Raw genomic sequence first — 19,656 nt, 5'->3', positions numbered from 1 at the left:
ATGAGTGATTTAACCCTTACCGTTGAACGCAGCGGTAACCTCCATCCGCACGCGCAGGATGCGCAACAGCTCACGGCGATGCTGCCTTCGGTCTGCCCGCAGAACCATGCGGCGAATCTGCTGCCGCTACCCAATGGCGACTTGCTGTGTGTGTGGTTTGGCGGCACGCAGGAAGGGATCGCCGATATTTCTGTGTGGTGCTCGCGGCTGAAAAGCGGCAGCACACAGTGGAGCGAGGCGGAAAAACTCTCTGACGATCCCACGCGATCGGAGCAAAATCCGCTGCTGTTCCTCGATCCCGAACAGGTGCTTTGGCTGCTGTGGACGGCGCAAAAATCCGGCAATCAGGACACCGCGATTGTGCGCTATCGTCAGTCACGCGATTTTGGCCGCAGCTGGGGGGCAATCGACACTTTGCTCGATCAGCCCGGCACCTTTATTCGCCAGCCGATTGTGGTGCTGCCAAACGGTAACTGGCTGCTGCCGGTGTTTTATTGCCGAACGCAGCCTGGCGTGAAATGGGTGGGTAACAACGATATCAGCGCGGTGAAAATCTCCAGTGATAAAGGCCAAAGCTGGCGCGATGTGGCGGTGCCAGACAGCCTGGGCTGCGTGCATATGAACATCACGTTGCTGCAGGATGGCAGCTTACTGGCGCTGTATCGCAGCCGCTGGGCCGATTTCATCTATCAAAGTCGTTCGATCGACGGCGGCGAAAGCTGGAGTGCGCCGCTGGCGACTGACTTGCCAAACAACAACTCGTCGATTCAGGTCACGACATTGCACAACGGCCATCTGGCGCTGGTGTTTAATGCCATGAGCGCCAGAGATGCCAGCGAGCGCCGCTTATCGCTATATGACGAAATTGAAGATGAAGAGGATGACAGCGATGTGGCGGTGGCGGCAGAGCCGCTGGTGCACAGCGGACGCAGCGCGTTTTGGGGCGCACCCCGCGCGCCAATGACGCTGGCGATTTCCGCCGATGGCGGCAAAAGCTGGCCATGGCAGCGTAATCTCGACGAGGGCGACGGCTACTGCATGACCAATAATTCGCAGCAAAAGCTTAACCGCGAGTTCTCCTATCCGAGCATCAAACAAAGTGACGATGGCGCGCTGCATGTGGCTTACACCTATTTTCGTCAGGCGATTAAATATGTGCGCGTCGATGAAAGCTGGGTGAAAGGATGAGCAGGCAGCGACACGCGCTGGTGACGGGCGTCAGCTCTGGCATAGGCGCCGCCATCGCCGATCATCTGTTGCAACAAGGTTGGCAGGTGACCGGTTTTAGCCGCACGTCGGTGCAGAACGATCATCCAGCGTTCACCTCGGTCAGCGTGGATCTGTTGGATGCCAATCTGCTGAAGCAGGCGCTATTGGCGCTGCCGAAGGTGGATGCGCTGGTGCATGCCGCAGGCATGATGGCGGCTGCGCCGCTCGGTGAGCTGGATGAGGAGCAGAGCGCGCGTTTGTGGTACCTGCACGTGCAGGTGGCGGAGATAATGGCAAATGTCTTGCAGCCGCAGATGGCGCAGGGCGATCGTATCTTGCTGGTTGGCAGCCGCACGTCACGCGGCGCGGCGAATCGCAGCCAGTACGTGAGCACCAAGGCGGCCATGGTGGGCATGGCACGCAGCTGGGCGGCGGAACTGGCACCCAAAGGCATCACGGTGAATGTGATTGCGCCGGGGGCGACGGAGACGCCCATGCTGCTGCAGCCCGGCCGCGCCAGTTCACCCCCAAAGCTGCCGCCGATGGGGCGCTATATCAAGCCACAGGAAGTGGCGGCGCTGGCAGGGTTTGTGCTGTCGCCTGCCGCCGATGCGATTACCGGGCAGGAGTTGGTGATCTGTGGTGGGGCGTCGTTGTAGTTTTTTCACTCACCCTAACCCTCTCCCACAGGGAGAGGGAATTGAATAGTGCACCGACTAACTCCCTCTCCCAGTGGGAGAAGGAATGGAATAGTGCACCGACTAGCTCCCTCTCCCAGTGGGAGAGGGTTGGGGTGAGGGCAACAAGTCGCACCTACCCGCGCCGCAATCCCGCCACATCCACCTGCCACTGATGCAGCTTGTTATACAGCGCGGTGCGTGAAATCCCCAGCAGCTGCGCGGACTGGCGCAGGTTGCCTTTCTGCTCGCGCACCACCTGCATCACATGCTGGCGTTCATTCTTCTGCAGCGAGCTCAATTCGCTGGCGACAGGCGCGTTACGCTGCACCATCTCTTCCGGCAGATCGTGACGATCTATCTCCAGCCCTTCACACAAATTCACCATGCGCTCGACCAGATTCTCCAGCTCGCGCACGTTGCCGGGCCAGTGCCACGCCTGCAAACAGCACATTGCCTGGGCGGAGAGCTGCGGCGCGATGCGCTTCAGCCGGGTGCAGAGCGCCTGAATGAAGGTATTCACCAGGCCGGGAATATCCTCCTGACGCTCGCGCAGCGGCGGGATCTCCAGCGAAATCACATTCAGGCGATAGTAGAGGTCGCGGCGGAACGCGCCTTTTTCCACCGCATCCAGCAGATTGCAGTGGGTAGCGGCGATGATGCGCACGTTGACCTTGATAGGATGGGCTGCGCCGATTCGCACCACTTCGCCCTCCTGCAGCACGCGCAGCAGGCTGGTTTGCGCCTCGAGCGGCATCTCGCCAATCTCATCAAGGAACAAGGTGCCGCCATCAGCCAGCTCAAATTTGCCCGCCGAGCCGCCGCGTCGCGATCCAGTAAAAGCGCCGTCGACATAGCCAAATAGTTCGCTCTGCACTAAATCACGTGGCAATGCGCCGCAGTTCAGCGCGATAAAGGCTTCCTGCTGGCGCGGGCTGGCGTTGTGAATCGCCTGTGCGAACAGCTCTTTACCGGTGCCGCTTTCGCCGGTTAATAATACCGTGCTGTCGCTGCGGCTGCTGGCGCGCGCTTTCTGAATCGCTTGCAGCACGCGCGGCGCGTGCCCGCGAATCATCTCAAAGGTGTAGCTGGCGCCGACGCCCATCACGCGGCGCGTAATGGCGCGGATACGTTGATTCTCGCGCAGCGACAGCACGCGGCCACCGTCTGGCGCGGGCATCAGCGAAATAAGGCAGGAAAGGGGATGCACGCCATCCGGCATAAATTGCAGCTCGCGGTCATTGCAGAACGGCATGGTGAGCAGCGATCCGCCTTGCGGTTGCAGCAGCACGTCGATCGGTCCGGCGCTGGGATCGAGGCCGCTAAAGATCTGGCGCGCATAGCGATTCAGCGTTTTGATGCGACCGTGACGATCGCAGACGATTACGCCTTCGTTCAGGGTTTCGAGGATCGACTGCTGCTCGGCCAGCAAACGGCGCAGCATCAGCTGCTGACCAACCGCTTCCGCTGCCGCCTGCACCGTGCCGAGCGTATGCGCATTAAAGTTGTCAGGCGTGGCGGTCAGCGTGAGCACGCCAAGCAGCTGGCCGCTGGCATCGCGCACCGGTGCGGCAGCACATTGGCGATGGCGTTTGCGCAGATCCAGCTTCCAGTTTTCGCCACTCAACACGTACACCAGCCGCTGCTCAATCAGGCAGCGCGCGGTGCAGTTGGTGCCGAGCACCTCTTCGCGCAGGATGCTGCCGACCGGCGTCAGATCCGCGCCGCAGAAGTGCAGCGTCACGCCTTGCGCATCGGTCAGATTGATGTGGCCATCCGGGTTATACGCCAGCAGGTTTTCCATGATGCTGCGCGCCGCGAGGATCAACTCGGCATTGTGCTCAAGGATCGCCGTCAGTTCCGCAGCGGGTGGCGAAACATAGGCAAAGGTGGCGGGATCGATCGCGCGCTGCTGCGATCGCTGCCACGACTGCAAAATGCTGTGCCGCATCCAGCCGGGCTGTTCACCGCGTTCAAAGCTGTGCCAGCCCTGCCACAACAACGTATCCCATTCGCCCACCTCCGCGCTGTCCGGCAAGCTGAAGATTGGATCGCTCTCATCTTTAAACGGCAAACGCTCACTGGCACGCATGTGACACTCCTTAACAAGATGGAATGTACATTTTATTGACATGTGAAGTTGACATGTAAGTTTTGTTGCCAAATTGTGAGCAATATCTGTGTCATGCCTCACATAAAGCGGCGAATTGCAGTTGGCATCGCCTTTGCACTACCGATTGCACATCCCTGCGCTCGAATGAGCATATCCAAAACAATAAGGAATAGGTCATGACATTTCATCTTAAGCCAGTACGCGTCGGCCTGATTGGCGCCGGACGCATGGGCAGCTTCCACGCGGAAAACCTGGCCTGGCGCGTGCCGGGTGCGATCCTCGCAGCGGTGGCCGATCCGCAACCGGGCGCGGCCGACGCGCTGACCAATAAGCTCGGCGTCGCTAAAGCCTATAGCGATCTGCATGCGCTGCTGCAGGATCCCGAAATTGAGGCGGTGGCGATTGCCGCACCAGCGCGCACGCACGCCGAATGGGTGATCGCTGCCGCTGAGGCGGGCAAACATGTGTTCTGTGAGAAGCCGATGGCGGTGACGCTGGAAGAGGCGGATCGCGCGATTGCTGCCGCGAAAGCGGCCGGCGTCGTGTTGCAGGTCGGTTTTAACCGCCGCTTTGATTCCGGCTTTGCTGCAGCGATCGCGGCGGTGAAAGCGGGTGAAAATGGCACCACGCAGCTGAGCCGATCGCTGACGCGCGATCCGGGCCTGCACGATCCTTCGCGCATCCCGCAGTGGACGATCTTCCTTGAAACGCTGATCCACGATTTCGACACGCTGCTGCACTTTAACCCTGGCGCGAAGCCGGTGGAAGTCTATGCGCTGGCCGATGCGCTGGTGCGTCCGGATTTCAAAGACAAAGGCTTGCTCGACACATCGGTGGTTACCATCCGCTTTGATAACGGCGCGATCGCCACCGCTGAAGCCAACTTCCAGGCGGTATACGGCTACGATGTGCGCGGCGAAGTGTTCGGCAGCAAAGGCATGCTGCAGGCGGGCCACATCAACGTTAACAACTGTGTGCGCTATCACCAGGATGGCATCGCGATTGAAACCTCACGCATGGATTCAGACCTGCTGCGCGAAGCCTATGTGGCGGAGATGGCCGAGTTTGCCCGCTGCATTCGCAGTGGCGAAACGCCGCGCGCTACCGGTGAAGATGCACGAAACGCGCTGGAGATTGCGCTGGCCTGTATCGACTCGGTGCAGCAGCAGCAACCCATCAAATTGGGAGGTCGCTAATGGCCAGTTATCAGCTGTCGGTGTGTGCCGAAATGGTGTTTCTCGATCTGCCTTTTGTCGAGCGCGTGAAACGCATTCATGAACTGGGCTTTGGCGTCGAAATCTGGGGCTGGGCCAACAAAGATATCGATGCGCTGGCGGCGACCGGCGCGCGTTTCACCTCGATGACCGGCTACCTCAGCGGCAACCTGACCGATGATGATGAGATTCAGCAACTGCTGCAAAGTGCTGAAGCGTCGCTGGCGGTGGCCGAGCGGCTCAACTGTCCGGCGTTGAACCTGCACGGTACCGGACTGGATGACAAAGGTTTGCCGGTTAGACCGGTTGAGGTGGTGACCGGCGCGATGTGGCTGAAAGCGGCCGACACGCTGCGCAAAGTGGCGCAGCTGGGCGAGCGCGCCGGACGCGTCTTCACGCTGGAGAACCTTAACTTGCCGGTTGATCATCCCGGTACACCGTTCGCGCTGGCGGCCGACACGCTGGCGCTGGTGGAAGCGGTTAACAGCCCGGCGCTGAAGATGAACCTCGACCTGTATCACGCGCAGATTGGCGAAGGCAATTTGATCGAACTGATTCGCCGCTGTGGTTCGGCGATAGGTGAGATTCAGGTGGCCGATGTGCCGGGGCGTCAGCAGCCGGGCACCGGCGAGATTAGCTATCGCACCATCGCCCGTGCGCTACACGATGTTGGCTATCAGGGCACCGTGGCGCTGGAAGGCTGGGCCAGCGGCGAAAGTGGCGCCGCGCTGCAGCAGTTCCGCGATCATTTCACGCTTTGACGATTTCACCGCCGGGTATTTGCCTGTTATCCGGCATTAACTCGATGAAATATATAACAATATCTCAACCCTACAGGACTAACCCATGAACATCAGAAATGTGATGCTGTGCCTCTGCGCGCTGCTGCTCAGCCTGAGCGTGAGCGCTAAAACCTTCACCGTCGGCGTCGCGATGGCGAACTTCGATCTCAACTTCGTCTCGATTCTGCGCACCCAGATGCAGGCAGAGCTGAAAGCTAACCAGCTCAATAGCCAGTTTGTGGATGCCAAAGGCGATGTCGCGCTGCAAGTGCAGCAGGTGGATGATTTTGTTAATCAGGGTGTCGATGCCATCATCCTCAATCCGGTGGACACTCAAGGCGTATTGCCAATGATTACCGCGGCGAAAAATGCCGGCATTCCGCTGATCTTCGTCAATCGTAAGCCAGAAGTGAAACTGCCAACCGACATGGCGTATGTTGGTTCAGACTCGGCGTTGGGCGGAGAAATGCAGATGGAAGCGCTGGCGAAGAAGATGAATTACAAAGGTAACGTGGCGATTTTGATGGGCGCGCTGTCGAATGAGGAAGCGCGTGAACGCACCCGCGCGGTGGAAGCCGTGATTGCCAAATACAAAGATATGAAGGTGATTGAAAAGCAGAGCGCCAAATGGCAGCGCAACGAAGCGGTGGATGTGGTATCGAGCTGGCTGCTGAATCAGCGCCCGATTGACGCTATCGCGGCGAATAATGATGAAATGGCGATTGGTGCCATCATGGCGCTCAACCAGGCGAAAAATGAGAAGATTTTGGTCGCCGGTATCGACGGCACGCCGGATGGTCAGCAGTTCGTGAAGAACGGCAAAATGACGCTGACCATTTTCCAGGACGCGAAAGGGCAGGCGACCGGCGCGGTGCAGGTGACTAAAGCGCTGCTGGAGAAGCAGAAAGTGCAGGAGTTCAACTGGATTCCGTATCAAACCATCACGCCTGAGAACTATGCGCAGTTCGCGGCGAAATAACATTTTTATTTACCAAAACTCTCCTGCTCGCAGGAGAGTTTTACGCTGGAAACCCGATTTATTCCTCCTCCACTTCGCTTTATTTGCCTAACTCTGACTGATAAACTCCGGCTGCAACCAGAATTGTCTCTGGTTAATGATTGCTCAGGCATGATGCATTAACAGAACGCATGCTTTCGACCGGAGAGAAGTGCAGGATGGATAAAGAGATTCTCAACACCATAAATTCTCAGCACCTTTTTCCCTCGCACAGCGACCGGCATATTTTTTTTGGTGTTGATGGTAAATTCATTGGCCACTCGCTGATTACCATCATGTCGATAATCAAGCATGCCAATGATGTTCGTTATCACTTTCATCTTATCTCTTCGGAAATATCTGCAGTTGATACTGCGCGTCTGGAAAAAATATTCGCTGGATCGTCACATGGGTTAACGCTGCATCATATTCAGGATAGTTTGTTTAGCGCGTTCCCTACCACAGAGTTGTTCACTCGCGCGACCTATTATCGTTTTCTCGCTCCGCTTATCTTGCCGCATGCCGCTAAATTGCTTTATCTCGATGCCGATATGGTGTGTCTGAATCCTCTTGATGAATTATGGCAGATTGCCATGCCAGCTGACGTTATTGCCTTGGTGGTTGGCGAGATTCAGGCATTGCAACCGCAGTTGGCTGAAAAGGTGGGCTTGCGTGGAAAGCGCTATTTTAATGCCGGCATGATGCTGATTGATGTTCAAAAGTGGAACCGCGAGCAGATCAGTGAACGCGCTTTTAATTTGCTTAACGAAAAGGGAAAACAATTCCAGTATCTTGATCAGGATGCGTTGAATACGTTGCTTGAGGACCGTGTGATATTTACGGAAACGCGCTTTAATACCATCAATATGCTCTCACACGATGATAGCGGTTATACACAGGATGTGCCGAAAAATACCTGCTTATTGCATTATGCGGGTGCCGATAAACCCTGGCAGCGGTGGAATCAACAGCACGTTGGCCATTACTATCGCGATCTTTATCAGATTTCACCATTAGCCGACGTCTCTTTTGAAACACCGAAAAACCGCGCAACAAGCAAAGAGAATGTACAAATTTTTGTTCCGTAGTCATCAATGGATGCCGGCACTCTATTGGCGCATTAAGTATTTTAAAATGAGGTATTTTTGAGTGCAGACTTTACGTTTAAAGCCGCTGTTAACCGAAAGCAATATTTATCAGCTGTGCTTTCTGCTGTTAACCCTGGCATTTGCGACCTCGTTAGTTATCCCCGCATATCCTAAGAAAACATTCTATCTGGTGGGTTATTTAACGCTATTCTTTCTGCTGGCCAAGGGAATAAAAAGAAAATTCATTATCGATAAGAGTGCTTTCATCGTCGCCGTTCCCATTCTATTATTGGGCATAGTCAGGGTAATATGGTCGCGTATTTATGCCGATGCCTATTTTAGCGATGTAGTGGATAACTATTTTCAGGGCGGTAAACTTTTCATTATCTCCGCTTTTGTCAGCTATTTTTTCATTGCGTGGCGTCACTGTTTGTCAGCGAAAGTCCTGCGCATTAGCGTGTGCTTGTTAATTTTTGGCTTGCTGCTGACGCTGGGCGCCGGCTGGTACGAACATGCTCAGACGCAGCAACGCATCAAATTACTCACAGATTCAGCCGGTACCGTTTCATACCTGATGACGGCGTTAGCATTAACTGCCCTGTTTATTGTGAATAAGGTGATAGTTCGCCGCCTTAATCAAATTCTGCTGTTCACCGCTATCTTTGTGGTGAATATGCTGCTGATGTTCCTCACTGAGTCACGTGCGGCGGTGTTGGTGCTGCCCGTTTTATACTTGCTCTGTTTTTATCTGGTTCATCGCTGGGCAGGAAAATATTCGCTGGTGATTTTAGTTCTTTGCATTGCGGGGGGGCTGTTCTTCATGCCCAGCTCCATTATGCATCGGTTGGACAACATCCAGAACGAAATAGACAGCTATCAGAAAAATAATGATACCTCAATTGGTGCGCGCTTCTCGATCTGGAAAAGTGGCTATCACAGCGTTTCCTGGTCGCTGCTGGGGCAAAGTCCGGATGACAGAACGGATAAAGCGCGCGTTTATATTAAAACCTATGAACGCGCTAATCCTGAGGCTTATAAAAATGTGATGTATCACTTGCACGATGATTTTTTAGAAACGCTTTCGCTGCAAGGTATCGCGGGTGCTGTCACCCTGATTCTTTTTTATGTGGGTTTAATTGTGGCGGCAATACGTCGTCGGGTATTGGATGTTGCGCTGCTTCCTGTTTCCATTTTTATATTCGGTTTGACTGATACCGTATGGATTCAAAGCAGTTCAGTATTTATTCTGATGGCATCGATTATTATAAGCTATGCGCTGATGCAGCATAAGCCCCGAACGCATATCTAATATTTGTAAGGTCGCCATTGAAGGCGACCGATTTTCTCAACGCTTCAGTTCATTCTCCGCAATTTCATTCTCAGATATTTTTTCTTCAAACTAAATCTGACTTTACTGTCCAGCAAAAATGAAACGAAAGAGACGTTTTCAATCGCCTGCTTCACCACCTGTTTCTCATGTTCATCGTTAATCAGCGGATAAAACTTATGCGCCAGATTGATCCAGTGACAAGCGAGCAGGTTGCGGTAGCTTTCACCGAGCACATTATCCATCTGTTGCGTGGCTTTGATCAGCATCGATATTTTATCGGCATCCAGCGCGCTGGAGAGACTTTTTTCTCGTTTGAAATAGAGATACGGGCTCTGCTTCGCTAAAAATATCGTCTGACTGGCTTTCAGAATCGAGGGGAATAAATACGCATCTTCGTAGCAACTGAAGTCAGGGAAATGGTTATCTTCCAACAGCGAGCGTTTAATAAACTGACCGATAAAATGCGCCTGAATATCACGATGGATGAGGAATTTTTCAATCACCTGATGTTGCGACAAGGCGTTGACCTGCAAACCTTTCCACTGCTGTAGTTTGGTCTTCTTTTCATAAATTTCATTCAGCGGCGCCAGCAGAATATCGGGTTGTTGCGCCTGCAAAAACTGCACGATGTCAGCAAAAGAGTTCGGCAAAAGCTGATCGTCACCATCCAGCATCGTGACAAAATGGCCGCTGCATTTGCTGACGCCGAAATTTCTCACTTTGCCGATGTTACGGAACATCACGTCAAAGATTTTCACCTGGCTGAATGAAGCGGCAAAGCTGTGCAGCAACGCGCTGGTGTTATCTGTGGATGCGTCATTCACCAACACAACCTCGACCGCATCCTCAACGCCAGAGCAGGCCTTTTTGAGGCTGTTTAACGTCTCAACAATGTATTTTTCGCAATTGTGAGCCGTGACCAGGACGCTGAGAGTGCAAGGTGAATCCATAGTTAGCATCTATCCGTTAATGTTCTGAGAGCATTCATTGCTAACAAGTCTATCGCTTTCTACGCTGAAGGGAATGAAATTGTGTTGCATGGTTTAGGTAATCATACTCACAGCTCTGCGCGTCGTTAATCAGCACAACTAAACTTTCCTCCCACCTTGCCGATGTTTTTTACCACTGAGTCCGTGCGCTTTGCCCCACGATTTTGGGGCTCTACGATCAACTTCTGGTGTGGAAAAATGTCATGATCGCAACGCCCTTGTCAGGCCCGGCGGCTTCGCCGGTGGAAATGGTTTCGCTCAAACGTATCGCACAGCGCGCGGATAGCCTGGCGGTGTTCCTCAGTTGGGCGCTGTTGCCGATTGCACTTGGCGTTGGCTGGCTAAATGACAGCGTGCTGGTGGCGCTAATTGCGGGTTTGGTATTGGCGCTGCTGGCGACGTTTTTCGGCACCGCGCTGCGCGGTACGCTCACGTCGCGGCTGGTCTTATCCGCGCTGTTAATCGGCTGGGCTGGGCTGCTTATTCAGGTTGGCGGTGGCGCAACCGAATACCACTTCTCGGTGTTTGTGTTGATGTCGGCGCTGCTGGCGTGGCGAGATGTGCGCCCGTTAGTAATGGGCGCTGCGGCGGCAGCCACGCATCATGTGTTATTCAATTATCTGCAGGAAAATGATCTGTTTGGCGTGGTGGTGTTTCATCATCCCGGCTGGGACATGGTGTTTTTCCACGCGCTGTTTGTCGTGGTGCAAACCGCGATGCTGCTGGTGATTGCACGCCAGATGGCAGCGGATGCGAGCTCGGCCAGCGAAGTGGCGCAACTGGCGGCACACATTAATCAGCAAGCCGGTTATCTCACGCTGCGTGCCGATACTCAGCAGAGTGAAACGCCGTTCGCGCGCACCTTCAGTACTACGCTTGGGACCCTACACGGCACTTTGCATCAGGTCAGCGACGGCGTCGGTCAACTGCTGGCGGAATCCGACAGCATTCTGGAGCGCAACGCCGCGCTCTCGACGCGTACCGACGAGCAGGCGCAAGCGCTGGAAGTGGCGGCCAGCGCCATGAGCGAAATCAGTATCGCTGCCAGCTTAACCCGGGACAAAGCGCAAAGCGCGTGCGAACTGGCGAGTGAAACCCGCGCGGTGGCGACGCGCGGTGAAGAGAATATCCAGTCGGCGATTCGCTCGATGGAGAAAATCAGCGAAGAGTCGAGAAGGGTGAAGATCATCCTGGAGCTGATCGACGGCATTGCGTTTCAGACCAACATTCTGTCGCTGAACGCCTCGGTGGAAGCGGCGCGTGCTGGTAATCAGGGACGCGGTTTTGCCGTGGTCGCCAGCGAAGTGCGTAATCTGGCGATGCGCAGCGAAAGTGCGGCACGCGAAATCCGTCAACTGATGGATGCCAGTTCCACCAGCACCGAACACGGCACCGTGCAGGTGGAGCATGCGGCGCAAACCATGCGCGAAATTCACAGCAGTATTAGCGGGTTATCGCAGCTGGTGACGGAACTGTCGGCGATGAGTGAGCAGCAGAATTTGAGCATTGAGCAGATTCAGCAGAGCATCAATAGCATTGATCGCAGCGTGCATCATAACGTGCAGCACGTGGCCGAAACGCTGCAAGTGGCGCAGCAGCAACAGCAGCAGGCCAATGCGCTGAAGCAGGCGATTTCGTTATTTAAGTTGGGGTAAGCGTGACCTTTGCAAAGGTCGCCATGAATGGCGACCTTACGTTAGTTACTCTACGCCATTAACCAGCAGCACGCGGTATTTCGCGCCTTTCAGGCGATGCGCTTTGGCTTCCTGATACGCCGGGCTGAAATACCAGCCTTTCGCCGCCTCAGCATCCGGGAATTCGAGCACCACCACGCCTTCCGCTTCCGGGCCTTCCAGCGTTTCCAGGGCGCCATAAAACGCCAGCGGGTTGATGGGATGGTCGCCGCGCGCCTGTCCGGCTTTCTCGGCATACGTCGTCAGCTCGTCCTGGTCTAAGGTTTCGTCCTTAATAAACACCACATATGCAGCCATTATTTCTCTCCTCGCGCCTGGCGTTTGTCTTCAGTGTTGTTATCGAAATCGGCGGCATCATGGCGCTCCAGCAGCTGATCCTGCGGCTCGGCACCAAAGGCGCGATTCACTTTACGCCCGCGAATCACCGCCGGACGCTCGGCAATCTCTTTTGCCCAGCGCACCACATTTTTGTACGACTGCACATCAAGGAATTCGCTGCCGCCATATTGGTTGTTCAGCACCAGATTGCCGTACCACGGCCAGGTGGCGATATCGGCGATGGTGTATTCGTCACCGGCGAGGAAGCGTTGGTCGGCCAGCTGACGATCCAGCACGTCCAGCTGACGTTTAGCTTCCAGCGTGAAGCGGTTGATGGCATATTCGATTTTTTCTGGCGCGTAGTGATAGAAGTGGCCAAAGCCGCCGCCGAGGTACGGCGCAGAACCTTGCAGCCAGAACAGCCAGTTCAGGGTTTCGGTGCGGCCTGCCAGCGAGGTCGGCAGGAAGTGACCGAACTTCTCGGCCAGATAGAGCAGGATATTGCCGGATTCAAATACGCGCTGCGGTGGCGTGACGGAATGGTCGCTCAGCGCCGGGATTTTCGAGTTCGGGTTTACATCGACAAAACCGCTGGAGAACTGATCGCCATCGCCGATACGGATCAGCCAGGCATCGTACTCGGCGTCTTTGGCACCCACCGCCAGTAACTCTTCCAGCAGGATAGTAATTTTCTGGCCGTTTGGCGTGCCGAGCGAGTATAGCTGCAGCGGATGTTTGCCGATCGGCAAGGTTTTGTCATGCGTCGGCCCGGCGGTTGGACGGTTGGTTTTCGCGCCGTTACCTTTGGCTTCCGGGTCCCAGGTCCAGACTTTCGCGGGCTGATACTGATGTTCCGACATAGTGGTTTCGCCTTGTTGTGATTGTATTTTTGCTGCTACTGAGTGTAGCAGCGCGTGATACAGGCGATTTAACCGCGCTGGCGGTGGGACGCAAAGTCCGATTATGTAAAGTTCTCTTGCGTAAACAGCATAAAGTCCACTCTACCAGGCTGATAGGTGTCGGGGATGTCGCCCTCTTCCAGATGCCGCAGCATCAGCGTTAAGGCAAGCTGAGCATGGCGCAGGGTGTTTTGATCGAGGGTGAGGTTCAGCACGCGATCCTGCAACAGTCGGCGTGTGGTGCTGTACAACTCGTGCGTGACGTACAGCACTTTACCGTCGAGACGATGACGCGCCAGCGCTTCGTGCACCTGTGTGTTGCCAATGCCGGTGTTATACAGCCCGACAATCGGCGGCGAGGCGGCCAGCGTTTTTTCTAACAGGCGGCTGATGCGTTCGCGCTCATCCTGACCGGCAAGAATCTCGCGCAGGCGCAGCTGCGGAAAGCGTTCGGCCAGCACCGCCTGAAAGCCCTCAATGCGCAGGCGGTGGGCTGCGTAATCCGCGCGTCCGCTCATCAACACCACTTCACCCGGCTGCGACAGCATACTACCGAGCATCAAACCGGCGGTGCGCCCGGCTTTGTATTGATCGATACCGACGTGGCACAGCCGCGCGGCATCGGGCAGATCGGCGACCAGCGTGATCACCGGCACGCCGCGCGCTTTACAGGCGGCGAGCGCATCGTAGATTAGCGGGTTTTGATGGGCGAAGACGATCAGCGCATCCATCTTTTTACTGCTGGTGGTGATGTGTGCGGCGAGTTTTTCCGGTGCATTTTCCGGGATCAGCGTGCGATGCAGACGCAGGCGGCGATAACCGAGCTGGTCGGCGAGTTTGGCAAAGTCTTGCGCTAATTGCTGAAAGAAGAAGGAGGCGTTGCCGCTGAGCAGCACTTCGATCTGCCACGGATGGCGATGCTCCTCGGGCAGAATGCGTTTTAAACCGGCGTCACGCGCTGCCTGCAGGATTTTTTTGCTCATGGCGGGCGATACGCCACCGCGATCGTTGAGTACCCGGTCAACCGTGGCGACACCGACGCCCAGTTGTTTTGCCAGCTCGGCCAGCGTCACTGCTTTCATGTTGCGTGCATTCCAATAGAGCGGGCCCTCATCCTAACCTTCTCCCGCCAGCGGGAGAAGGGACCGATCGAGCAAGCCGCACCATCCCGTTCCCTCTCCCAGTGGGAGAGGATTAGGGTGAGGGCATCAGCGCGCACTCAACTATCCCAACAGCTCACGCTCAATCAGTTCGCGGGTTTCCACCGCCTGATACTTCATCTTCTCCGGATAACCGAACAGCGCCGCCGAGATAATCGACTCGCCGCCAACCTTAAAGGTGCGGTTGGCAAAATTCATCTCGCGCAGTGCTTCAAACAGCGCATCGAAATTCACTTCGCCTTCACCGACCGCCACGTGCTGGTGGATGGTGGCATCCACGCCTGGCGGGTTGACGATATAACGGCAGTGCTTGGTGTGGTTCATGGTATCGGCGATCAGCATATGTGAAAGATCATCGCCGGCGTAATGCAGCATGTTCTTCACATCGCCCACACCTTTGTCGTAATAGAAGGTGTGCGGTGCGCTGTAGATGTACTTCACGTTTTCGCTGCGGAATGACTTCACAATGTCTGCAGTTTCGTTGCTCTGCTCGCAGAAATCCCACGGATGCGCCTGAATCTCGACGCGGATGCCTTCACGTTCGATGATCGGCAGCAGCTCTTCCATCGAACGATAGAACATCTCTTCACAAATTTCTGGCTCGTTGGGATTGCCCGACAGCTCGGTGTTGATCACCTGCACGCCCATTTCGACGGCAATCTCGATCATGCGTTTCCAGTTCTTCACCGCCGCCTGACGACGCAGTTCATTCGGGCCGGACCAGCGATATACGGTAATGAACGAGGAGATCTCCAGCCCGGTGGCATTCAGCGCGTTTTTGTATTCGCGCATGATTTCACGGCTGGCTTTCGGATGTTTATAAAACGGGTTGATCTGCGGGTGCGGCGACTGCTCGATGTACTTGTAGCCCCATTCCGCCACCTGATGCACCATGCGCGTGATGCCGAGATCCCTGATTACATCCACATCAAAAGCGATTTTCATTGTTTTCTCCTGAGCGTTAAGCGGTGCGGACTTTGATGATGACCATACTGATCTTTTTACGCGCTTCATCACGTATTCTGATGTGAAACCATCAGCCGGACCGCTTTGAATACGCACATGAATATCAAACATTCATTCTGAATGGTATTAAGATGAAATGAGTTATTTCATTTTTGCGAGAGCGATCAAAATAATGAGAGATTCTCTATCACTCGAAGCCAATTACTGATGATTTCTGTGCGGGATGATTGGTGATTTACCGCAGGTTAGGGCATTATTTTTGATAATTTATTATCATATCATTCAGGAAGTTGCGCATGAGTAAAATCACCATGACCGCGATTGCCGCCGCCGCAGGTGTTGGCGTGGCGACCGTCGATCGCGTGTTAAACCGTCGTGCACCGGTGCGCGCCGCAACGGAGCAGAAGGTGCTGGAAGCCGCTAATCGCCTCGGTTATCGCATCGGCAATGTGCCGCTGCTGAGCGGCACCGTGCCTGCCACCAGCGTGACGCTGCGCATGGGCTTTATCCTGCTGTCAAAATCCTACTCGTTCTATCATTCCCTCACCGATGCGCTGCGCCAGCATACGCAGCCGTTTCATCCGGCAGGCAGCGAACCGCTTTTTACCTGGCACGACATTGATGATGTGGAAGCGGTGGTGGCCTCGCTGTATGCGCTGGCCGGGCAGGTGGATGCGATTGGCTTAGTTGCGCTGGACCATCCGCTGATTCGTCACGCGATTGAAAACATATCGCGTCAGGGCGTGCGGGTTTATGCGCTGTTTTCCAACTTTTCGCCGTGCGGTCACGCCGGTTATGTCGGTCTGGATAACCAGAAAGCCGGACGCACCGCCGCGTGGATTGCCACGCATCTGTTGCATCAGCCGGGTTCGGTCGGCGTGCTGGTGGGCGACCATCGCTTTATCTGTCAGGAGAGCAATGAGATCAGTTTCCGCTCCTATCTGCGTGAACAGGACAGCGCGCGACGCGTGCTGGAGCCGCTGAAGACCAACGAATCGATTGATGGCGGCTACCGTTCCACGCGTCAGTTACTGGAAGAACATGCCGATTTGGCGCTGATCTTCGCGCCTTGCGGCGGCATTGAGGGTGTGATTCATGCGTTGCGCCAGCATCCGCAGCGTAAGGTGGCGTTGATATGTCACGGTCCGGTGAAAGAGGGCGAGCTGGCGCTGATTGATGGCACCATTACGGTGATGATCCGCAACCGCATCGACGAAATGGCCATGCGTCTGGCGCAGATGGTGCAGCAGCATCATGCGCAGCCGGGCGATCATTTCTCCCAGATCATCCTGCCGTTTGATATCGTCACGCGTGAAAACCTGTAGGCCGCGTCGTTGCTGTGTTTGATATATTTTCTATCATTTTTATGATGCGAAATACTATGATCGCTATCAAAAAATGAATGTTTCATGGTTGTTGATGATGAAATATTTATTTGATACTTGCGCCATCCACTACCGCAAGGAACGATCATGACTATCCATATTGCTAACGCGCCCTGTAGCTGGGGCGTTGATGACCCGAAAAATCCCTTCCTGCCGCCGTGGCAGAAAGTCCTGAGTGAAGCGTCGCAGGCCGGTTATAAAAGCATTGAGCTGGGCCCATGGAGCTATCTGCCGGTTGAGCCTGCCGAACTGCGTCAGCAGCTGGAAGCGCACGACTTGTCGCTGGTGGCGGGCACCATTTTTGATGATTTGGTGAGTGAAGCCAATTTTCCGGCGATGGTTGAGCTGACGCACAACATCTGTCGCAACCTGTCTCTGGTACCGACCGCGACCAAAACCCATGCGGACAACAAACCCGCACCTTATCTGGTGATTATCGACTTCGGTAATCCAGAACGCGCCAAATACGCTGGTCAATCCGCCAAGGCGCCGCGCCTGTCAGCTGAAGCGTGGCAGCGCATGATGCAGCACATCACCACGCTGAGCCAGATTGCCTGGAACGAATACGGTGTGCGTGCGGTGATCCATCCGCATGCCGGTGGCTGCATTGAGTTCGCCGACGAGCTGCAACAGCTGGTGGAAGACATTCCGCATGAAGTCGCTGGTTTGTGCCTCGATACCGGCCATCTGTACTACTCCGGCATGGATCCGATTCCTTACCTCAGCCGCTACTGGGATCGCATCGATTATCTGCACTTCAAAGACGTTAACGATGCGGTATGGCGCGACGTGATTGCGCGCGGCGTCGATTTCTTTGCCGCCTGCGCAGAAGGCGTGATGTGCCCGATTGGCAAAGGGGCAATTGATTATCCGGCGGTGCGCGCCTTCCTGGCGGAGCGCAATTATCAGGGCTGGATCACCGTCGAGCAGGAGCGCGATCCGCGTGATGCCGACACCAGCCTGCGTGACGTCACCGCCAGCCTGCACTATTTGCAATCGGTCGGATTCTGAGGAGAACAACATGATCAACGGCATTAAGGCTCTGAATCGCTCGCTGCGCTGGGGCATGGTTGGCGGTGGCGGCACCAGCCAGATTGGTTACATTCACCGTTCGGCGGCCACGCGTGATAACAACTTCACGCTGCTGGCAGGCGCATTCGATATCAACGCCGAGCGCGGCCGCGCCTTTGGCACTTCGCTAGGTATCGAAGCCGATCGCTGCTACGCAGATTACGAAACCCTGTTTGCGGCAGAAGCGGCGCGCGCCGACGGCATCGAAGCGGTGTCGATCGCCACACCCAATAACACGCACTTCGCCATCTGCCGCGCCGCACTGAATGCGGGTCTCCATGTGGTGTGTGAGAAGCCGCTGTGCTTCACCGCTGCCGAGGCCGATGAGCTGGAACAGCTGTGTGCTGAGAAGAAGAAAATCATCGGTGTGACTTATGGTTACGCCGGACATCAGCTGATTCATCAGGCACGTGAAATGATTGCCGCAGGTTTACTGGGTGAGATCCGCATCATCAACATGCAGTTCGCGCACGGCTTCCATAACGAAGCGGTTGAATTGCAGAACGAAAGCACCAAGTGGCGCGTCGATCCGCGCTTCGTCGGGCCGAGCTATGTGCTGGGCGATTTGGCGACGCATCCGCTGTTTATCGCCGAAACCATGGTGCCGCATCTGCAGATCAAACGCCTGCTGTGCAGCCGCCAGAGCTTTGTCAAAACCCGCGCGCCGCTGGAGGATAACGCCTTCGTGATGATGGAGTACGACAACGGCGCAGTCGGCACCATGTGGGCATCGGCGGTGAACTGCGGTTCGATGCACGGTCAGATGGTGCGGGTGATCGGCGAGAAAGCCAGCCTGGAGTGGTGGGATGAGCAGCCGAATCAGCTGCGCTATGAAGTGCAGGGCGAGCCGGTGCAGATTCTCGAGCGCGGCATGGGTTATCTGCATTCGAGTGCGCTGGCTGACGACCGTATTGGCGGCGGACATCCGGAAGGATTGTTTGAAGCCTGGTCCAATCTCTATCGCCGTTTTGCGCTGGCAATGGATGCCACCGATCGTGGCGATCAGGCATTCCTGAAAGACTTCTGGTATCCGGGCGCGCATGCCGGTTTGATGGGCGTGCGTTGGGTGGAGCAGTGCGTGAAGTCTGCGGATGCGGGAGCCATATGGATAGCGTGTTGAATGGGCCTTGCTCATGTGCGGAGCAAGAGGGCGTTAATGACTCAATCTTCCGCGGTCGCTTTTAGACCCTCGAAATTGCAGAATTCACTGCCAATTTAAATAAAAGTTAACTCGATTTTTTGAATGATTTTTCACCCCTCTACGCGCTCTTTATCAAGAGCGCAAATTCATTCTCCCCAGATTAAATAATCACTAAACGTGCAATTAACGCAACGTAATATAACGGTTTTATTTCTGTAATAGTTAAGCCGGCGTTATAAGAAGCGTATAAATAATAACCGTCTTTGTTTTGATGGTGTAAACATCATCTCGCGTTTTTTAGCCTTTCCGGCGGCAATTGCAGACATATCTTGAGGATACTGAGTTTTGTCTTGATCGAACAAAATACTGTCTTAGGTGTTTTTTTAGATCTTTAGATCGTTAAAATACAAATGTTAAGTTTTTTATTCTAAAAAAAGATCTTAAAAAAGATCAAAGATCTGTAAATTTACCCTCGCGCTAATTTTTTTAGGGTTATATTTCAAATTGAGCACGAATAATCAAAAAAACTTTCAATAGGTCGAAAGTTGTCATTTACTTAAAGCGGTCGAAGGGCTCCAACATTACTTCGATTAATGTTTTTTTCTGCTATGGAAATGAAAGTT

18 protein-coding genes are annotated in these 19,656 nt (G+C 54.8%); 12 read left to right on the top strand and 6 right to left on the bottom strand.

Translation table 11 applies throughout. The annotated features are described in order from the left end of the window. Both Q3H59_RS18195 and Q3H59_RS18190 read left to right on the top strand, forming a co-directional pair. Complete coding sequence (locus Q3H59_RS18195; protein WP_309836195.1) at positions 1-1,188, top strand: exo-alpha-sialidase; 1,188 nt, start codon at positions 1-3, stop codon at positions 1,186-1,188. Further along, the gene (locus Q3H59_RS18190) at positions 1,185-1,868 is read left to right on the top strand and encodes an SDR family NAD(P)-dependent oxidoreductase (RefSeq protein ID WP_192412616.1); all 684 of its coding nucleotides are present in this window, start codon (positions 1,185-1,187) and stop codon (positions 1,866-1,868) included. Before Q3H59_RS18195 ends, Q3H59_RS18190 begins: the two co-directional genes overlap by 4 nt. A gap of 154 nt (positions 1,869-2,022) precedes the next feature. Here Q3H59_RS18190 and Q3H59_RS18185 read toward each other — a convergent pair whose 3' ends face one another. Continuing rightward, positions 2,023-3,978: a sigma 54-interacting transcriptional regulator gene (locus Q3H59_RS18185; protein ID WP_309836192.1), complete on the bottom strand. Its 1,956-nt coding sequence runs from the start codon at positions 3,976-3,978 to the stop codon at positions 2,023-2,025. Between the two features lie 197 nt (positions 3,979-4,175). Between Q3H59_RS18185 and Q3H59_RS18180 the strand changes: the two genes are divergently transcribed. The 6 genes from Q3H59_RS18180 (at position 4,176) to Q3H59_RS18160 (ending at position 9,389) form a co-directional block, all read left to right on the top strand. Then, positions 4,176-5,195: a Gfo/Idh/MocA family oxidoreductase gene (locus Q3H59_RS18180; protein ID WP_309836190.1), complete on the top strand. Its 1,020-nt coding sequence runs from the start codon at positions 4,176-4,178 to the stop codon at positions 5,193-5,195. Next, complete coding sequence (locus tag Q3H59_RS18175) at positions 5,195-5,974, top strand: TIM barrel protein (RefSeq protein WP_309836188.1); 780 nt, start codon at positions 5,195-5,197, stop codon at positions 5,972-5,974. Before Q3H59_RS18180 ends, Q3H59_RS18175 begins: the two co-directional genes overlap by 1 nt. Positions 5,975-6,059: 85 nt before the next feature. Then, complete coding sequence (locus Q3H59_RS18170) at positions 6,060-6,974, top strand: substrate-binding domain-containing protein (protein WP_309836186.1); 915 nt, start codon at positions 6,060-6,062, stop codon at positions 6,972-6,974. 197 nt (positions 6,975-7,171) lie between these two features. After that, complete coding sequence (locus tag Q3H59_RS18165) at positions 7,172-8,080, top strand: glycosyltransferase family 8 protein (protein WP_309836184.1); 909 nt, start codon at positions 7,172-7,174, stop codon at positions 8,078-8,080. Then, a complete protein-coding gene (locus Q3H59_RS24755; protein WP_405042239.1) occupies positions 8,058-8,141 on the top strand; it encodes a hypothetical protein in 84 nt (27 codons plus the stop codon). The genes Q3H59_RS18165 and Q3H59_RS24755 overlap by 23 nt, the downstream gene beginning before the upstream one ends. Next, entirely contained in the window at positions 8,142-9,389 is a 1,248-nt protein-coding gene (locus tag Q3H59_RS18160) for an O-antigen ligase family protein (protein ID WP_309836182.1), read from the top strand. 44 nt (positions 9,390-9,433) lie between these two features. On the opposite strand, the gene Q3H59_RS18155 is transcribed toward Q3H59_RS18160, so the two are convergent. Then, the gene (locus Q3H59_RS18155) at positions 9,434-10,360 is read right to left on the bottom strand and encodes a glycosyltransferase family 2 protein (RefSeq protein WP_158527642.1); all 927 of its coding nucleotides are present in this window, start codon (positions 10,358-10,360) and stop codon (positions 9,434-9,436) included. A 242-nt stretch (positions 10,361-10,602) separates the two neighbouring features. Between Q3H59_RS18155 and Q3H59_RS18150 the strand changes: the two genes are divergently transcribed. Then, on the top strand, positions 10,603-12,054 hold the full coding sequence (locus Q3H59_RS18150; RefSeq protein WP_309836178.1) for a methyl-accepting chemotaxis protein: 1,452 nt from the start codon (positions 10,603-10,605) through the stop codon (positions 12,052-12,054). 45 nt (positions 12,055-12,099) lie between these two features. Here the strand turns inward: Q3H59_RS18150 and Q3H59_RS18145 are convergent, their stop codons facing one another. From Q3H59_RS18145 to Q3H59_RS18130, 4 genes are all read right to left on the bottom strand, one after another. Beyond that, positions 12,100-12,390 (bottom strand): DUF1330 domain-containing protein, encoded by a 291-nt coding sequence (locus tag Q3H59_RS18145; protein ID WP_309836177.1) that lies wholly within the window; start codon positions 12,388-12,390, stop codon positions 12,100-12,102. Continuing rightward, positions 12,390-13,271, bottom strand: a complete 882-nt coding sequence (yghU, locus tag Q3H59_RS18140; RefSeq protein ID WP_309836175.1) for a glutathione-dependent disulfide-bond oxidoreductase — start codon at positions 13,269-13,271, stop codon at positions 12,390-12,392. Before yghU ends, Q3H59_RS18145 begins: the two co-directional genes overlap by 1 nt. Positions 13,272-13,372: 101 nt before the next feature. Next, positions 13,373-14,392 carry a LacI family DNA-binding transcriptional regulator gene (locus tag Q3H59_RS18135; protein WP_222211658.1) on the bottom strand — a complete coding sequence of 340 codons (1,020 nt, stop codon included), beginning with the start codon at positions 14,390-14,392 and terminating at the stop codon, positions 13,373-13,375. A gap of 141 nt (positions 14,393-14,533) precedes the next feature. Then, positions 14,534-15,415 carry a sugar phosphate isomerase/epimerase gene (locus tag Q3H59_RS18130; protein ID WP_309836173.1) on the bottom strand — a complete coding sequence of 294 codons (882 nt, stop codon included), beginning with the start codon at positions 15,413-15,415 and terminating at the stop codon, positions 14,534-14,536. Positions 15,416-15,732: 317 nt separating this feature from the next. Here Q3H59_RS18130 and Q3H59_RS18125 point away from each other — a divergent pair, with 317 nt between their 5' ends. The 3 genes from Q3H59_RS18125 to Q3H59_RS18115 all read left to right on the top strand — a co-directional run bounded on the left by Q3H59_RS18125 (position 15,733) and on the right by Q3H59_RS18115 (position 19,012). After that, a complete protein-coding gene (locus Q3H59_RS18125; protein ID WP_309836171.1) occupies positions 15,733-16,761 on the top strand; it encodes a LacI family DNA-binding transcriptional regulator in 1,029 nt (342 codons plus the stop codon). Between the two features lie 147 nt (positions 16,762-16,908). Beyond that, positions 16,909-17,832 (top strand): TIM barrel protein, encoded by a 924-nt coding sequence (locus Q3H59_RS18120; RefSeq protein ID WP_110868105.1) that lies wholly within the window; start codon positions 16,909-16,911, stop codon positions 17,830-17,832. Positions 17,833-17,842: 10 nt separating this feature from the next. Then, positions 17,843-19,012, top strand: coding sequence for a Gfo/Idh/MocA family oxidoreductase (locus Q3H59_RS18115; protein ID WP_309836168.1), 1,170 nt, complete (start codon positions 17,843-17,845; stop codon positions 19,010-19,012). Positions 19,013-19,656 lie beyond the last annotated feature (644 nt).

The sequence above is a fragment of the Pantoea sp. SORGH_AS_0659 genome, assembly GCF_031453915.1.
GTDB lineage: Bacteria > Pseudomonadota > Gammaproteobacteria > Enterobacterales > Enterobacteriaceae > Pantoea > Pantoea leporis.
This window is presented reverse-complemented; position numbering and strand designations above follow the sequence as displayed.

Excerpts from the sequence above, each read along its gene's own strand:
- Q3H59_RS18195 (WP_309836195.1), top strand. The coding sequence starts at position 1 with ATGAGTGATTTAACCCTTACCGTTGAACGCAGCGGTAACCTCCATCCG.
- Q3H59_RS18190 (WP_192412616.1), top strand. The coding sequence starts at position 1,185 with ATGAGCAGGCAGCGACACGCGCTGGTGACGGGCGTCAGCTCTGGCATA.
- Q3H59_RS18185 (WP_309836192.1), bottom strand. The coding sequence starts at position 3,978 with ATGCGTGCCAGTGAGCGTTTGCCGTTTAAAGATGAGAGCGATCCAATC.
- Q3H59_RS18180 (WP_309836190.1), top strand. The coding sequence starts at position 4,176 with ATGACATTTCATCTTAAGCCAGTACGCGTCGGCCTGATTGGCGCCGGA.
- Q3H59_RS18175 (WP_309836188.1), top strand. The coding sequence starts at position 5,195 with ATGGCCAGTTATCAGCTGTCGGTGTGTGCCGAAATGGTGTTTCTCGAT.
- Q3H59_RS18170 (WP_309836186.1), top strand. The coding sequence starts at position 6,060 with ATGAACATCAGAAATGTGATGCTGTGCCTCTGCGCGCTGCTGCTCAGC.
- Q3H59_RS18165 (WP_309836184.1), top strand. The coding sequence starts at position 7,172 with ATGGATAAAGAGATTCTCAACACCATAAATTCTCAGCACCTTTTTCCC.
- Q3H59_RS24755 (WP_405042239.1), top strand. The coding sequence starts at position 8,058 with ATGTACAAATTTTTGTTCCGTAGTCATCAATGGATGCCGGCACTCTAT.
- Q3H59_RS18155 (WP_158527642.1), bottom strand. The coding sequence starts at position 10,360 with ATGGATTCACCTTGCACTCTCAGCGTCCTGGTCACGGCTCACAATTGC.
- Q3H59_RS18150 (WP_309836178.1), top strand. The coding sequence starts at position 10,603 with ATGATCGCAACGCCCTTGTCAGGCCCGGCGGCTTCGCCGGTGGAAATG.
- Q3H59_RS18145 (WP_309836177.1), bottom strand. The coding sequence starts at position 12,390 with ATGGCTGCATATGTGGTGTTTATTAAGGACGAAACCTTAGACCAGGAC.
- yghU (WP_309836175.1), bottom strand. The coding sequence starts at position 13,271 with ATGTCGGAACATCAGTATCAGCCCGCGAAAGTCTGGACCTGGGACCCG.
- Q3H59_RS18135 (WP_222211658.1), bottom strand. The coding sequence starts at position 14,392 with ATGAAAGCAGTGACGCTGGCCGAGCTGGCAAAACAACTGGGCGTCGGT.
- Q3H59_RS18130 (WP_309836173.1), bottom strand. The coding sequence starts at position 15,415 with ATGAAAATCGCTTTTGATGTGGATGTAATCAGGGATCTCGGCATCACG.
- Q3H59_RS18125 (WP_309836171.1), top strand. The coding sequence starts at position 15,733 with ATGAGTAAAATCACCATGACCGCGATTGCCGCCGCCGCAGGTGTTGGC.
- Q3H59_RS18120 (WP_110868105.1), top strand. The coding sequence starts at position 16,909 with ATGACTATCCATATTGCTAACGCGCCCTGTAGCTGGGGCGTTGATGAC.
- Q3H59_RS18115 (WP_309836168.1), top strand. The coding sequence starts at position 17,843 with ATGATCAACGGCATTAAGGCTCTGAATCGCTCGCTGCGCTGGGGCATG.